General features: G+C 70.4%; 14 protein-coding genes. 8 read left to right on the top strand and 6 right to left on the bottom strand.

What is annotated here, in order from left to right; genetic code table 11:
* Positions 1–110: 110 nt before the first annotated feature.
* The 3 genes from AB0389_RS11360 to AB0389_RS11350 form a co-directional block, all read right to left on the bottom strand.
* Positions 111–713 (bottom strand): 3'-5' exonuclease, encoded by a 603-nt coding sequence (locus AB0389_RS11360; protein ID WP_366395092.1) that lies wholly within the window; start codon positions 711–713, stop codon positions 111–113.
* A gap of 139 nt (positions 714–852) precedes the next feature.
* The gene (locus tag AB0389_RS11355; RefSeq protein ID WP_366395091.1) at positions 853–1206 is read right to left on the bottom strand and encodes a hypothetical protein; all 354 of its coding nucleotides are present in this window, start codon (positions 1204–1206) and stop codon (positions 853–855) included.
* Complete coding sequence (locus AB0389_RS11350) at positions 1203–1619, bottom strand: DUF6415 family natural product biosynthesis protein (protein WP_366395090.1); 417 nt, start codon at positions 1617–1619, stop codon at positions 1203–1205. The genes AB0389_RS11355 and AB0389_RS11350 overlap by 4 nt, the downstream gene beginning before the upstream one ends.
* A gap of 164 nt (positions 1620–1783) precedes the next feature.
* On the opposite strand from AB0389_RS11350, the gene AB0389_RS11345 reads away from it, so the two are divergent.
* A complete protein-coding gene (locus tag AB0389_RS11345) occupies positions 1784–3064 on the top strand; it encodes a helix-turn-helix transcriptional regulator (protein ID WP_366395089.1) in 1281 nt (426 codons plus the stop codon).
* An 11-nt stretch (positions 3065–3075) separates the two neighbouring features.
* Entirely contained in the window at positions 3076–3549 is a 474-nt protein-coding gene (locus AB0389_RS11340; RefSeq protein ID WP_366395088.1) for a hypothetical protein, read from the top strand.
* A gap of 28 nt (positions 3550–3577) precedes the next feature.
* Here AB0389_RS11340 and ligD read toward each other — a convergent pair whose 3' ends face one another.
* The gene (gene ligD, locus AB0389_RS11335; RefSeq protein WP_366395087.1) at positions 3578–4600 is read right to left on the bottom strand and encodes a non-homologous end-joining DNA ligase; all 1023 of its coding nucleotides are present in this window, start codon (positions 4598–4600) and stop codon (positions 3578–3580) included.
* Between the two features lie 109 nt (positions 4601–4709).
* Between ligD and AB0389_RS11330 the strand changes: the two genes are divergently transcribed.
* A complete protein-coding gene (locus tag AB0389_RS11330; RefSeq protein ID WP_366395086.1) occupies positions 4710–5771 on the top strand; it encodes an ATP-dependent DNA ligase in 1062 nt (353 codons plus the stop codon).
* 114 nt (positions 5772–5885) lie between these two features.
* Positions 5886–7997, top strand: a complete 2112-nt coding sequence (locus AB0389_RS11325; RefSeq protein WP_366395085.1) for an MDR family MFS transporter — start codon at positions 5886–5888, stop codon at positions 7995–7997.
* 99 nt (positions 7998–8096) lie between these two features.
* Here AB0389_RS11325 and AB0389_RS11320 read toward each other — a convergent pair whose 3' ends face one another.
* Both AB0389_RS11320 and AB0389_RS11315 read right to left on the bottom strand, forming a co-directional pair.
* On the bottom strand, positions 8097–8573 hold the full coding sequence (locus tag AB0389_RS11320) for a YchJ family protein (RefSeq protein WP_366395084.1): 477 nt from the start codon (positions 8571–8573) through the stop codon (positions 8097–8099).
* Between the two features lie 61 nt (positions 8574–8634).
* The gene (locus AB0389_RS11315; protein WP_366395107.1) at positions 8635–9405 is read right to left on the bottom strand and encodes an IclR family transcriptional regulator; all 771 of its coding nucleotides are present in this window, start codon (positions 9403–9405) and stop codon (positions 8635–8637) included.
* 198 nt (positions 9406–9603) lie between these two features.
* Here AB0389_RS11315 and AB0389_RS11310 point away from each other — a divergent pair, with 198 nt between their 5' ends.
* The 4 genes from AB0389_RS11310 to chvE all read left to right on the top strand — a co-directional run bounded on the left by AB0389_RS11310 (position 9604) and on the right by chvE (position 14054).
* Positions 9604–10767 (top strand): mandelate racemase/muconate lactonizing enzyme family protein, encoded by a 1164-nt coding sequence (locus AB0389_RS11310; protein WP_366395083.1) that lies wholly within the window; start codon positions 9604–9606, stop codon positions 10765–10767.
* The gene (locus tag AB0389_RS11305) at positions 10764–11807 is read left to right on the top strand and encodes an alcohol dehydrogenase catalytic domain-containing protein (protein WP_366395082.1); all 1044 of its coding nucleotides are present in this window, start codon (positions 10764–10766) and stop codon (positions 11805–11807) included. Before AB0389_RS11310 ends, AB0389_RS11305 begins: the two co-directional genes overlap by 4 nt.
* A gap of 154 nt (positions 11808–11961) precedes the next feature.
* Positions 11962–12939 (top strand): hypothetical protein, encoded by a 978-nt coding sequence (locus AB0389_RS11300; protein WP_366395081.1) that lies wholly within the window; start codon positions 11962–11964, stop codon positions 12937–12939.
* Between the two features lie 8 nt (positions 12940–12947).
* Complete coding sequence (gene chvE / locus AB0389_RS11295) at positions 12948–14054, top strand: multiple monosaccharide ABC transporter substrate-binding protein (protein WP_366395080.1); 1107 nt, start codon at positions 12948–12950, stop codon at positions 14052–14054.
* The last annotated feature ends 53 nt before the right edge of the window (positions 14055–14107 follow it).

Below are 14107 nucleotides of genomic sequence, written 5' to 3'. Positions count from 1 at the left end.
GAAATGCCCTAGTAGCTCCGCTACGAGGGCCTCTCGGCGCCTTGCGATCGCACGCACCACGCCCCGCTCCCTGATCCAGATCACAACCCCACACAGGCCCTAGAAACACTTCACCACAGGGTCTGTTCCGTCTCCGGCTCAGCGGCTCCGGGCAGGTTGGGCGGGACTCCGACAGCGATCAGCTGGCCCCACGTGTCGTAGTGACCGGCCATGGCGATCAGCAGCTGTGCGGTGGCATACGCGTCGTACGTGGCGCGGTGCCGCCGCCCCGGGGCGGCGGTGAGGTCGGGCCCGATGTAGTCGGTCAGGGCATCGAGCGAGTACGAGGGCAGGCCCTTGTAGGTGGCCCTGGCGAGGCGGAGGGTGTCGATCACTCCGGCCGGTTCCCACGCGGGCAGGTGCCGCTTCAGGACTCCGTAGTCGACATGTGCGTTGTGCGCGCAGATCCACGCGCCGGCCAGGAGGGTCCGAGCCTGGTCGGCGACCTCCTGCCAGACCGGGCGGTCGGCCAGCAGTTCGTTGGTGAGGCCGTGGACCTTCGCCGCGAACGGTGTGACGGGCCGGGGCGGACGGACCGTCCACGCCCCGGCCGTACTGGTGTCGGGCTTGCCGCCGCGGATGGGGAGAGCCGCGGCTTCGACCAGGTCGGGCGGGTTGCCGCCGTTGCCTTCCACGTCTACGACGAGCAGCGGGGGCCAGTCTTCGAAGTTCACATTCCCCACGATGTGTTCAAGCACGTTCAGGTACGCGTGCTCAAAGTCCGGGAAAGCGGGCGGTGTTAACACTGAGCCTCCAGGAGGGAGTGGTTTGGTTCAGGTTCGTGGTCGTGGTCCTGCTCCGGACTGGAGTGCACTACGAGGCGGAGGAAAGGGAGCAGTTGTAGCGGGAGCCGATTGTGGTGAGGACGGAGACGGGACAGACGCTCCACGTCCACAGGCCGATCGATGTCCCCAGGGCGAACCCGTACGGTTTCCCCCTGCGCAATCCGACGACAGCCGCGTCAACGGCGCGGTGGTCGCCGAGCCAGCCCCAGACGTAGTGGAACGTCTCGCGGTCCAGCGTCGGACTGAGTCCGCGTACGGACTCGCGCACCCAGTCGACGGCCGCCCCCGGAGCCGTCGTCGTGAAGTCGTCCAGCGGCTCGGTCAGCGGCGGGTTCCCGACGAAATCGACATGGCACCAGAAGGTGCGTGGCAGCGCCGTCACGCCAACCACCTACTGACGTCGGTCAGCTCCGCAGTATCGGTCGCCTCGGCAAGCAGGTCCAGCATGTCGAGCGCGGCCAAGGCCAGACGGCGCGCATACGCACGGGCCGCCACGAACTCGGTGGGCGCCTCAAGCGTACGGAGAGCCGCCGCGCGCCCAACCGCCTCGGCCGCCGCGTAGACGGTCCCTGCGGGCGACTCCCGAAGGAGGTCGTCCCCCAGAGGGATCAGGACGGCCCGCAGCCGCCAGGTGAGTTCTTCGACCTCATGCGGCGACGGTGCCGCCCACACGCCGAGAACCACGTGCCGACGAACATGTATCCGTGCGAGACGCACCGAGCCAGGCACCATCGTGTAGTGCAGCGACCATTCATTGGCCGCTGAAACGGTTTCCACCGACTCGGTTGTCGTCACGTTTACAGGTCCCCCTCACCGGCAGCCGGGTGCAGCCCCGGCAGCCCTCGGGTCTCCAAGAGGTCGTAAGCAAACCCCGCCAACTCCCTGCGCCGCCACGGCTCATTCGTCAACCGGATACCGATATCCGCAAAGTGCATATCCGGAGCTTGTTCAAGGGTGAGATGCTGCTTACCGTGGGGAATCAGAACACTGACTGGTCCGCTTTCGGTGACCTCAAGGACGCTTCTCGCGCTGGTGACTTCGGCCGCGTGATTCAGCGCGCGCGGCAGATCGCGGGCCTCAATCAGGGTGAACTCGCCGACGCCTGCGGCCTGTCCCAAGCGGCCGTGTCCCGTCTGGAGAATCGCCGCACCGGCGCCTACAACACAACAACTCTGGCGAGCGCCGCCGCAGCCCTCGGGCTACCGTTCGAACTGGTTGGCCTCGCCAATCAGCACACGAACGGACACCCTCCCGTGGAACGACGCGAATTCCTCACCGCCGCCGTCGCGGCAACAGCCCATCCACTCGTCTCAGCCGTCCCTTCCTCTGCTCTGCCTGAATGGGATACCTCCCAGGCCGCTGCTCTACGAACGGCAACCGCCTCCTACCGCCGCCTGGACGCCACCATCCCTTCTCGCAGCCTGGCCGAGGCCATTCACGGCCACTTGCGGCTGATCCAGACGATCGCGGACCTGGCACCCGATGCTCACCATCGCGCCCGTATGGCATCCGTCGGCTCCGAGGCCGCGTCATTCGCGGCGTGGCTGGCTTGGGACATGGCTGACCATGGCTCCGCACGCAGGTGGTACGGCTCGGCCATCGGAGCGGCACGAGGAGCCGACAACGTCTTGCTCGGCGCCTACCAGGCCGGCTCACTCGCTTCCTTCGAGGCCGATACCGGGAACCCCCACGAAGCTCTGCGCCTTGTCACCAACGCTCGACACCAACTCGGCCCGAATGTGCCGCCACTCGCGGGCGCATGGCTCTCCTCCATCGAAGCGGTCGCCCACGCGGCCGGCGGCTCGCGCCGAGCCTGCGACAGAGCCCTCCAGGCATGCGAACAGCACGCGGGCCGCATTTCCGGCTCCGATCCGATCGCCTGGCCATGGATCTTCGCCTTTGACGAGCGGAAGATCGCTGCCTGCCGCATCACATGCGCGGCACGGCTCGGTCCAGCCCACCGCACACGCATGAGTGATGAAGTCATCGCCGCGGCTCTCAGCGGCGGGCACGACAAACAACGGGCCCTGCTCACTCTTGATGTCGCTTCACGGCACCTCGCTGAGGGGAATACCGACGCGGCCTTCGGTCTCGGCGGCCGAGGACTCTCCGAGGGGATACGCCTTCGATCCGGCAGGATCGTCGAAAAAGCTCGTGCCCTGCGCCGCTGTTATTCGTCCTCTTCGCCACCGAGTATGGTGCGCGAGTTCGACGACCAACTACACACCGCATACCTGTAGGAGGACGCACGATGCGTGTCGGCATCACCGGGCACCGGGGCCTGTCCGAGGAAATCGAGCAGCAGGTGCGCGCCATGCTGGCCGAACAGGTCACCGTCATCGGGTCGCGCGACCTGGTCGGCATCAGCTGTATCGCGGACGGCCCGGACACCTGGTGGGCTCAGGCCGTACTCGACGCGGGCGGACGTCTCGAAGTCGTGGTACCCGCCGAGCGGTACCGCGACGGCCTGCCCGGTTGGCATCACGCGGACTACGACGAACTGCTCTCGCGCGCCTCCGACACCCACCACACCGGCCTGACCGAATCCAACTCCGAGGCCCACCAGTCGGGCAGCGAAATCCTCGTCGGCCTCTCGGACCGGCTGCTCGCCGTCTGGGACGGCCTTCCGGCTCGGGGGTACGGCGGCACGGCCGATGTCGTGTCCTACGCGGAGCGTGTCGGTGTGCCCGTCAGCGTCCTCTGGCCCGAGGGAGCCACGCGGTAGTCCCCCGCGCCCAGGCCACCGCCCGCCGCTACTTCTCCCGCCGCGCCCGGCTCGGCTGGACGCGCTTCGGCTCCCCCGGCATCTTCGGGTAGTCCGGGGGGTACGGCATGTCGCTCGGGCCGTGGTCCTGGTCGTGGCGGTCCGCCAGGTCCAGGAGGCCCTCCAGGCTGTAGCGGTTCTCGTCCATGTCCGCGTGTACGTCGCCGAGTTCGGCGTAGCGTACGGGCATGGTGGCCAGGTCGAAGTCGCGCGGGGTCACCGCGTCGAGTTCGTCCCAGCGCAGGGGGGCGGAGACCGGGGCGTGGGGGTGGGGGCGTACGGAGTAGGCGCTGGCGATGGTGCGGTCGCGGGCGGTCTGGTTGTAGTCGACGAAGATGCGTTCGCCCCGTTCCTCCTTCCACCACGCGGTGGTCACCCGGCCCGGCATCCGGCGCTCCAGTTCGCGGCCGACGGTGATGGCGCAGCGGCGTACCTCGGTGAAGGTCCAGCGCGGTTCGATCGGGACGAAGACGTGCAGGCCCCGGCCGCCGGAGGTCTTGGGCCAGCCGACCAGTCCCTGTTCGTCGAGGAAGGCGTGGAGTTCGTGGGCGGCCCTGACCGCGTCGGCGAAGTCCGTGCCGGGCTGCGGGTCGAGGTCGATGCGCAGCTCGTCGGGGTGGTCGGTGCGGCCTCTGCGGACGGGCCAGGGGTGGAAGGTGAGGCAGCCGAGGTTCGCCGCCCAGAGGACGGCGGCGGGCTCGGTCGGGCAGATCTCGTCGGCGGACCGGCCGCTGGGGAAGTCGATCCGGGCGGTGGGGATCCAGTTGGGCAGGTTCTTGGGCGCGCGTTTCTGGAAGAAGGACTCGCCCTCGACGCCGTCCGGGAAGCGTTCCAGCGTGGTGGGCCGGTCGCGCAGGGCGCGGGTGATGCCGGGCGCGACGGCGAGGTAGTAGCGGGCGACGTCCAGCTTGGTGAAGCCGCGCTCCGGAAAGTAGACCTTGTCGGGGCTGGACAGCCGTACGGTCCGGCCGTCAGCCTCCAGCTCCACCGCCTGACCCGCTCCCGATCCCATGGGGGCAACGCTAGGCCGGGCGGAGGCGGAGCGCATATCGGCCCGGTGCGCATATCGGCGCGGTGCGCATATCGGGCGGAGTCCGGGACCGCCGAGGACAATCAGGAGCATGGATCTTCCGGTCATGCCTCCCGTGAAACCCATGCTCGCCAAGTCCGTGGCCCGTATCCCGCCGGGGATGCAGTACGAGGCCAAGTGGGACGGGTTCCGGGCGATCGTGTTCCGGGACGGGGACGAGGTGGTGATCGGCAGCAGGACCGGGAAGTCGCTCGCCCGCTACTTCCCCGAGCTGGTCACGGCCCTGCGCGCCGAGCTGCCCGAGCGCTGTGTGGTGGACGGCGAGATCGTGGTCGTCCACGGGGACCGGCTGGACTTCGACCGGCTGAGCGAGCGGATCCATCCCGCGAAGTCCCGCGTGGAGCTGCTCGCCGCCCGCACCCCGGCGAGCTTCGTCGCGTTCGACCTGCTGGCCCTCGGGGACGGCTCGCTGCTCGATCTCCCGCAGGTACGGCGCCGGGAGGCGCTGGAGGCGGCGCTGACGGGCGTCCGTCCGCCGGTCCATCTCGCGCCCGCCACCACCGATCCGGCGCTGGCGGAGGTGTGGTTCGAGCGGTACGAGGGCGCCGGACTCGACGGGGTGGTCGCCAAGCCGCTGGACCTGCCGTACCGCCCTGACACCCGGTCGATGTACAAGATCAAGCACGAGCGGACGGCGGACGTGGTCGTCGCCGGGTACCGCCCGCACAAGAGCGGTCCCGTGGTGGGGTCGCTGCTGCTGGGGCTGTTCGACTCCGGCGGCGTCCTCCAGCATGTCGGGGTGTGCGCGGCCTTCTCCATGCTTCGCCGGGCCGAGCTGGCCGAGGAGCTGGCCCCGCTGCGGATGGAGACGGCGGCGGGCCACCCGTGGGCGGCCTGGTCCGAGGAGTCCGCGCACGAGAGCGCCCGGCTGCCGGGCGCGCCGAGCCGCTGGTCGGGTACGAAGGACCTGTCCTGGCTGGCGCTGCGGCCCGAGCGGGTGTGCGAGGTGGCGTACGACCATATGGAGGGCGACCGGTTCCGGCACACCACCCAGTTCCGCCGGTGGCGCCCGGACCGTACACCGGAGAGCTGTACGTACGCGCAGCTGGTGGAGCCGGTGGGGTACGACCTGGCGGAGGTGCTCGCGCGGTAGCGGTCGCGCGAGCAACCCGTCCGGCAGCCGTCGGTTCAAACCCGGTCGCGCGTTCTCTCACCGGTACGGACTCCCCCACATGCGCGCCGAAGTGCCGAATGTGACGGTGCAAGGGTGACAACAGCCAGCGAAACCACGGCACCGGCGCCGCTGCCGGCGTCCGCCCCCGTGCCGCCCGTACTCGACAAGCGGCAGCGGAACATCGTCTTCGGCACGATCATGCTCGGGATGCTGCTCGCCGCGCTCGACCAGACGATCGTCGGCACGGCCCTGCCGACGATCGTGTCGGATCTGGGCGGCGCGGCGCACATGTCGTGGGTGGTCACCGCGTATCTGCTCGCCGAGACCGTCGCCACCGTACTGGTCGGCAAGTTCGGTGATCTCTTCGGCCGGAAGCTGATCTTCCAGGTCTCGGCGGTCATCTTCATCGTCGGGTCGTTCCTCTGCGGCCTCGCCACCAATATGACGCTGCTGATCCTGTGGCGCGCCGTCCAGGGCATCGGCGCCGGCGGGCTGATGGTGACGGCCATGGCGCTGATCGCGGACGTCATCCCGCTGCGGGAGCGGGGCAAGTACCAGGGGGCGATCGGCGCGGTCTTCGGGGTGGCCACGGTGGTCGGGCCGTTGCTGGGCGGGGTGTTCACGGACAATCTGAGCTGGCGCTGGTGCTTCTACGTCAATGTGCCGATCGCGATCGCCGTGGTGATCGCGGCGGCCCGCACCATCCCGTCCGTCAAGGCGGCGAGGCGGCCCGTCATCGACTATCCGGGCATCGCGCTGGTGGCCGTCGGGGCGAGTGCCCTGATTCTGGCGACGAGTTGGGGCGGCAATCAGTACGCGTGGGGCTCGCCGGTCATCCTCGGGCTCTTCGTCGGCGGGGCCGCCGCGCTCGCGCTGTTCTGTGTGGTGGAGACGCGTGCCGCCGAACCGATGCTGCCGATGCGGCTGTTCGCCAATCCGGTGTTCGGGGTCTGCGCGGTGCTGAGCTTCATCGTGGGGTTCGCGATGCTCGGCGCGCTGACGTATCTGCCGACCTATCTCCAGTACGTGGACGGCGATTCGGCGGTGGTCTCCGGGGTACGGACGCTGCCGATGGTGCTCGGGCTGCTGGCGGCGTCGGTGTTCAGCGGGAACGTGGTCAGCCGTACGGGGCGGTACCGGATCTTCCCGATCGTCGGTTCGCTGGTGATGGGCGTCGGGCTCTTCCTGCTGTCGCGGATGGGGCCGGGGTCGGGGGTCTGGCGGGAGTCGGGGTCCATGCTGGTCCTGGGGCTGGGGATCGGGCTCTCCATGCAGGTGCTGACGATCGCCGTGCAGAACACGGTGGCCTACGCGGACCTGGGCACGGCGACCTCGGGCGTCACCTTCTTCCGTACGCTGGGCAGCGCCTTCGGTACGGCCGTGTTCGGGACGATCTACGCGAACTCCCTGGCGCCGCGGCTGCGGAGCGGGGTCGCGGAGGCGGTACGGGCGGGCGGTGCGGGCACCGACCCGGCGGCCGTGGCCAGGGCGGCGCAGAGCCCGCAGGGGGTGCACCGGCTGCCCGGGGCGCAGTCGGGCCCGATCGTCCAGGCGTACGCGGACGCGCTGCACACGGTGTTCCTGTGGACGGTGCCGGTGGCTCTCATCGGGTTCGTGGTGGCGCTCTTCCTGAAGCAGGTGAAGCTGCACGACTCGGCGCGGGCCGGTTCCACGGACATGGGCGAGGGGTTCGCGCAGCCCGGTTCCGGTGACTCGGCCCGGCTGCTGGAGCTGTCCGTGGCGAAGATCCTGCGCTCCACGCGCGGGGAGGAGGCGCGCGGAATCGTCGGGTCCGCCGATACGCGGCTCGACATGGCCGGGGCGTGGGCGGTGATGCAGGTCGAGCTGTTCACCCGGATGGTCGGACACGCGAGTCTGGGTCTGATCGCGGGCCGCCACCGGGTGCCGCCGGAGGTGCTGCTGCCGGTCTTCGACCGCATGGTCGACGAGGGATATCTGAGCCGTACGGGGAACATGCTCGCGCACACGGAGGCGGGCAGCCGCGAGGCCGCGGTGATCACGGCGGCCTGGGGCCGCTGGCTGAGCGACCGGCTGGAGGCCGACCGGGGCCGCCCGAGCAGTACGGAGCTGCGCGGGGCCGTGGATGCGATCGCGAAGCGGCTGCTCGCGGAGGACCTGGCGCATGATCTGCCGGGCGGCCGGGGGCTGCGCCCGTCGGGGGCGACGCTCTCGACGACGCGCTGAGCGGACGGGGCGGCATGGGGCGTACGGGGCGGTGGGGGCGTACGGGGAGGCTTGGGGCGGACGGAGCGGTGGGGGCGAGCCTAGGCACGGCCCGGCCGCTCACTCCGGGAACGTACCGTCCACGTACACCCACGCGCCCTCGTGCCGCTCGAAGCGGCTGCGCTCCAGCAGTTCGCCGTCCCTGCCGCCCTCGCGGAAGCGGGCGCGGAAGGTGACCGTGCCCGCCGGGTGGAAGGCGCTGCCGCCGGTGGTCTCCAGGATCTCCAGGCCGGTCCAGCGCGTCCCGGGGTCCAGGTCCAGCCGCTCCGGCCGGGTGGCGGGGGCCCAGGTGCGCAGCAGATACGGCGCGTCCAGGACGGCGAAGGCGCTGTAGCGGGAGCGCATCAGCAGCTCGGGCGTGGGCGCGGCGGCGGCTCCGGTGTGGAACCGTCCGCAGCACGCGCCGTACGGCTCGCCCGCGCCGCAGGGGCAGGGTCCGGCGGGCGCGGCCGGCGGGACGGTGGTGGCCGTACCGGGAGCGGTACGGGCGTCGGTGCGGGTACGGGTACGGGCGGGACGTGACGTGCGGCGGGCCATGGCGCCATTCTCCCCCGCGCCGCCACCCGCGCCGCCACCCGCGCTGCCGCCGGCTTCGCCGTCAGCGCTGCCCGCGGTGGCCCAGCCTCGCGGAGAGCGCGCCCGCTCCCTTGACCGCGAGCTGGGCCAGCTCCTCCTCGCGGGCGTCGCTCCAGCGAATCATCGGTACGGAGATGGAGAGGGCGGCGACGACCCGGCCCACCCGGTCACGTACCGGCGCGGCCACACAGCTGACGTCAGGATTGGACTCGCGGTGCTCGACGGCGAAGCCGCGCTCCCGGATACCGGCCAGCTCGGCGCGGAGGGCATCGGGGTCGGTCAGGCTCGCGGGGGTCATCGCGGTGAACTCGTGTCCGGCGATGCGTTCTTCGAGGTCGGCGGGCGGCAGCGAGGCGAGCAGCATCTTCCCCACGGAGGTGCAGTGCGCGGGCAGCCGGCGGCCGGCGGCGGAGACCATCCGGACCGCGTGGGTGGAGTCCACCTTCGCGATGTAGATGACGTCCGTGTCCTCCAGGATCGCGACATGGACGGTCTCGTCGCAGGTCTCGGCCGTCTCCCGGGCGACCTGCCGCCCCTCGGCCGCGAGGTCGAGCTGCTCCGCGTACCGGCTGCCGAGCTGGTACGAGCGCACGCCGAGCCGGTAGCGGCCCGGCCGGCCGGGCACGGGCGCCAGATAGGAGCGGGCCGCCAGCGTGGTGAGCAGCTCGTGCACGGTGGTGCGCGGCAGCTGGAGTTTGCGAATGACATCGGGCGCGGAGAGCGTGCCGTCGCCCTCCAGGAACAGTTCGAGTATGTCCAGGGCCCGCGTCACCGCGGGGACCAGCCGACCCACGACCGACCACCCACCCCTCTTGTTCGGTACTTCGGCCATCGGCCGACATGACGAACACAGGCTAACCGGTGCACTACCCATTGACACCCCTCCGGCAGCCTGAATACCGTCACGCCACGATTTCGAACGTGTGACGAAATACCGAACGACCCGAACACCGAACCGAACACAGCCCCATCGCACCCTAGGGACACAGCCTTGCGCATTACGGGAATCAGCACGCATGTCGTCGGTACGCCCTGGCGTAACCTCACCTACGTCCTGGTCCACACCGACGAGGGCCTCACCGGAGTCGGCGAGACCCGGATGCTCGGCAGGACCGACGCGCTCGTCGGGTATCTGCGCGAGGCGGAGGCCAACCATCTCCGGGGGTCCGACCCGTTCGCGGTCGAAGACCTCGTCCGACGGATGAAGTACGGCGACTACGGGCGGGCCGGCGAGATCGTGATGTCGGGCATCGCGGTCATCGAGATGGCCTGCTGGGACATCAAGGGCAAGGCGCTGGGCGTGCCGGTCTGGCAGCTGCTCGGCGGCAAGGTCACCGACCGGGTCAAGGCGTACGCCAACGGCTGGTACACCACCGAGCGGACCCCGGAGGCGTACCACAAGGCCGCCGAGGCGGTCGTGGCGCGCGGCTACCGGGCGCTGAAGATCGACCCGTTCGGGACCGGCCACTTCGAGCTGGACCGGCAGGCGAGCAACGACGCCGTGGCGCTGATCGAGGCGGTACGGGACGCGATCGGCCCGGACGCCGAGCTGATGCTGGAGATGCACGGGCGGTTCAGTCCGGCCACCGCGATCCGGCTGGCGCACGAGATGGCGCCGTTCTCCCCGGCCTGGTTGGAGGAGCCGGTGCCGCCGGAGAACCTCAAGGCGCTCGCGAAGGTCGCCGCGAAGGTCGATCTGCCGATCGCGACCGGTGAGCGCATCCACGACCGGATCGAGTTCCGCGAGCTGTTCGAGTCGCAGGCCGCCGACATCATCCAGCCGGACGTGGGCCACATCGGCGGCATCCTGGAGACCAGGAAGCTGGCCGCCACCGCCGAGACGCACTACACGCTGATCGCGCCGCACAACGTCGGCGGCTCGGTGCTGACCGCGGCGAGCCTCCAAGTCGCCGCCTGCACACCGAACTTCAAGATCCTTGAGCACTTCAACGACTTCGCGGACGCGGAGATCAAGAAGGTCGTCACGGGCGCGCCGCAGGTGGACCCGGAGACCGGCTGCTTCGAGATCTCGCACGCCCCCGGGCTCGGTGTCGAGTTCGACGTGGAGGCCGCGGCCGAATTCCCGCAGCAGCGCGCGCGGTTCGACCTGTGGGCCGAGGGCTGGGAGAAGCGCGACCCGAAGGCGGAACGGTGAGCGACGGACCGGTGGGCGGCGGAGCGACGGGCAGCCGCTCGATCGTCGTCGAACGGCCGGGCGCGCACCGGCTGGTGACGGCCGCGGTGCCCGAGCCGGGCCCCGGCGAGGTACGGGTACGGGTCTTCGCGGCCGGCGTCTGCATGAGCGACCGCGAGGTGTACGACGGCCGCCGCGACGCGGCCTATGTGCGCTACCCGGTCACCCCGGGGCACGAGTGGTCGGGGACCGTGGACGCGGTCGGCGCGGGCGTCGACCCGGCCCTGCTCGGCCGCCGTACGGTCGCGGAGGGCTTCCGGGCCTGCGGGTCCTGCGCCCGCTGCCGGGAGGGCGAGACATCGCTGTGCGAGGGCGGTTACGAGGAGACGGGCTTCACCGTGCCCGGCGCCTTCGCCGACCATGTCGTCGTCCCGGCCCGGCTGTTGCACCTGCTCGCCGACGACGCCGATCTGCGCGCCGCCGCCCTGCTGGAGCCGGCCGCCGTGGTGGCCGCAGCCGTCCGGGCGGGCCGTCCCGAGCCGGGCGAGCGGATCGCGGTGGTCGGCGCGGGCACGCTCGGGCTGCTCGCCGTACAGCTGCTCGCGGCCTCCTCCCCCGGCGAGCTGACGGTGATCGATCCCAGAACTCAACGAACCCTCCAGGCACAGGAGTTCGGGGCCACCGGAGTGGGTACACCGGAGGAGTCCAAGGAGCTGCACGGGCGGTACGACCTGGTCGTGGAGACGGCCGGGGCGCCCGCCACGGCGGCCTCCTCGTGCCTGCTGGCGCGGCGCGGCGGCCGGGTCGTGCTCACCGGGATGTTCACCCCGGGGGCGGCCGGGATCGACCCGGTCCACCTGTCGTTCCAGCAGCTGACGGTACGGAGTGTCTTCGGCGCGCCGTCCAGCGCATGGGACTTCGCGGTACGGGCCTTCACGGCGGGGATCCTCACCCCGGGGCCGCTCGTCACGCACGAGTTCCCGCTGGAGCGGTACGGCGAGGCCGTGGCGCTGGTCGGCGGGGGCGATCCGGGCACGGGGAAGGTGCTGCTGCGCCCCTGACCGTACGGCGGTCCCCGCGCCACCGAGCACGACCGGCACCACTGGCACCACTGGCACTACTGAGCACGACGAGCACCACCCAGCACCACTGGCACCACCCGCACCACCTGAACGCCACGCACCACGCACTCCCACTGAACCGAAGGACTCGTCCGTGACCGAAGCATCAGCCCCCGCCCCCCGCCGCCCCGGTGAGCAGGCGCTCGCCTCGCTCGGCCTGGCCGCGCCCGCCCCCGACCCCGCCGACACCTCCCCGCACTCCTTCCCCGACGGTGGCACCTGGCGTACCGAAGTCCCGTCCGTGGAGGGCCCGGAGAGCCTCGCGGTGGTCCTCAAGGAGTCCGCCCGGCTCGATGTGCCCGTCCACCGCATCAGCCAGGGCAGCGGCGTCTGGATGCTCTCCGACGCCGACATCACCGAGATGGTCGACGGCTGCGCCTCCCGTGACATCGAGCTGTGCCTCTTCACCGGGCCGCGCGGCTCCTGGGACATCGGCGCCTCGACCCGTACCGACTCCGGCGGCGCGGGGCTGCGCGCCCGTGGCCACGACGCGCTGGCCGGCTGCGTCGAGGACGCCGTGCGCGCCACCGAGCTGGGTGTGAAGTGCCTGCTCGTCGCCGACGAGGGCGTGCTGTGGACGCTGCACCGGCTGCGGGAGAGCGGGGTGCTGCCCGCCGACACGACGTTCAAGGTGTCGGCGCTGATCGGCCCGGTCAACCCGGCGTCGTACGCGGTGTTCGAGGGGCTCGGGGCCGACTCCGTCAACATCCCGTCGGATCTGGCGCTCGCCCACTTCACCGAGATCCGCCGGGTCAGCCGCGCGCCCATGGACCTGTACATCGAGGCGCCCGACGACCTCGGCGGCTACGTCCGGATGTACGAGGCGGCGGAGTTGATCCGCCGCGGTGCCCCGCTCTATCTGAAGTTCGGCCTGTCAAAGTCCCCCGGCATCTATCCCTTTGGTGCCCAGCTTCGCGAGACTGCGCTCAGCAGTGCCCGCGAGCGGGTCCGCCGCGGCAGGCTCGTGCTCGATCTGCTCGCCCGGCACGGGGCCGACGGCGGTATGTCGCCGCTCGGTTCCCGGCTGCCGGGTGTTCTCCACCGTTTTCCCCTGACCCACGACAAGGACTGATGCCGCCCATGCGTACTCGCCGAGCCGCACTCGCCGTCACCGCCGTCTCCCTGGTTCTCTCCCTCGCCGCCTGCGGGCAGAGCAGCGAGGGCGGCAGCAAGGACGAGGGCAAGAGCGGTGGGGACTCCACCGTCGGCATCGCGATGCCGACCAAGTCGTCGGAGCGCTGGATCGCCGACGGCTCCAACATCGAGGCCCAGTTCAAGAAGCTCGGCTACAAGACGAACCTCCAGTACGGCGAGGACGACGTCGCCCAGCAGGTCAACCAGATCGAGAACATGATCACCAAGGGTGTGGACGTCCTGGTGATCGCGGCCATCGACGGCCGGGCGCTCAGCGATGTGCTCCAGCAGGCCGCCGACAAGAACATCAAGGTCATCTCCTACGACCGGCTGATCCTCGGCACCAAGAACGTCGACTACTACGCGTCGTTCGACAACGAGAAGGTGGGTGTCCTCCAGGCCACCTACCTCCTGGAGAAGCTCGGGCTGGCGGACGGCAGCAAGAAGGGGCCGTTCAACATCGAGCTGTTCGCGGGCTCGCCGGACGACAACAACACCCGCTACTTCTTCGACGGCGCGATGAAGACGCTCCAGCCGTACATCGACAAGAAGCAGCTGGTCGTGCAGAGCGGTCAGACGAAGCTGGAGCAGGTCACCACCCTGCGCTGGGACGGCGGCACGGCGCAGAAGCGCATGGACAACCTGCTCACCGGCTCGTACAGCTCGAAGAGCGTGGACGCGGTCCTCTCGCCGTACGACGGGATCTCGATCGGCATTCTGTCGGCGCTCAAGTCGGGCGGCTACGGTACGTCCAAGAAGCCGTACCCGCTGGTCACCGGGCAGGACGCGGAGGTCGCCTCGGTCAAGTCGATCATCGCGGGCGGGCAGACGATGACGGTGTACAAGGACACCCGGGCGCTGGCCCAGCAGGCCGTGCAGATGGCGGACGCGGTGCTGAAGGACAAGAAGCCCGAGGTGAACGACGAGAAGACCTACAACAACGAGGTCAAGGTCGTCCCGGCGTACCTGCTGAACCCGGTCAGCGTCGACAAGACCAACTACCAGAAGGAGCTGGTGGACTCCGGCTACCTCAAGGCGAGTGACCTGAAGTGAGCGAACCGTCCGCTCCAGCACCGGCCGTCGCGCCCTCGGCTCCGGTGCTGGAG

This window comes from Streptomyces sp. NPDC093109 (genome assembly GCF_040701725.1).
Classification (GTDB): Bacteria; Actinomycetota; Actinomycetes; order Streptomycetales; family Streptomycetaceae; genus Streptomyces.
The sequence above is the reverse complement of the archived record's forward strand: the minus strand, read 5'-3'. Positions and strand labels throughout refer to the sequence as shown.

Coding starts and splice junctions, on each gene's coding strand:
- chvE (WP_366395080.1), top strand. CDS start 12,948: ATGCGTACTCGCCGAGCCGCACTCGCCGTCACCGCCGTCTCCCTGGTT.
- AB0389_RS11340 (WP_366395088.1), top strand. CDS start 3,076: ATGCGTGTCGGCATCACCGGGCACCGGGGCCTGTCCGAGGAAATCGAG.
- AB0389_RS11330 (WP_366395086.1), top strand. CDS start 4,710: ATGGATCTTCCGGTCATGCCTCCCGTGAAACCCATGCTCGCCAAGTCC.
- AB0389_RS11345 (WP_366395089.1), top strand. CDS start 1,784: ATGCTGCTTACCGTGGGGAATCAGAACACTGACTGGTCCGCTTTCGGT.
- ligD (WP_366395087.1), bottom strand. CDS start 4,600: ATGGGATCGGGAGCGGGTCAGGCGGTGGAGCTGGAGGCTGACGGCCGG.
- AB0389_RS11320 (WP_366395084.1), bottom strand. CDS start 8,573: ATGGCCCGCCGCACGTCACGTCCCGCCCGTACCCGTACCCGCACCGAC.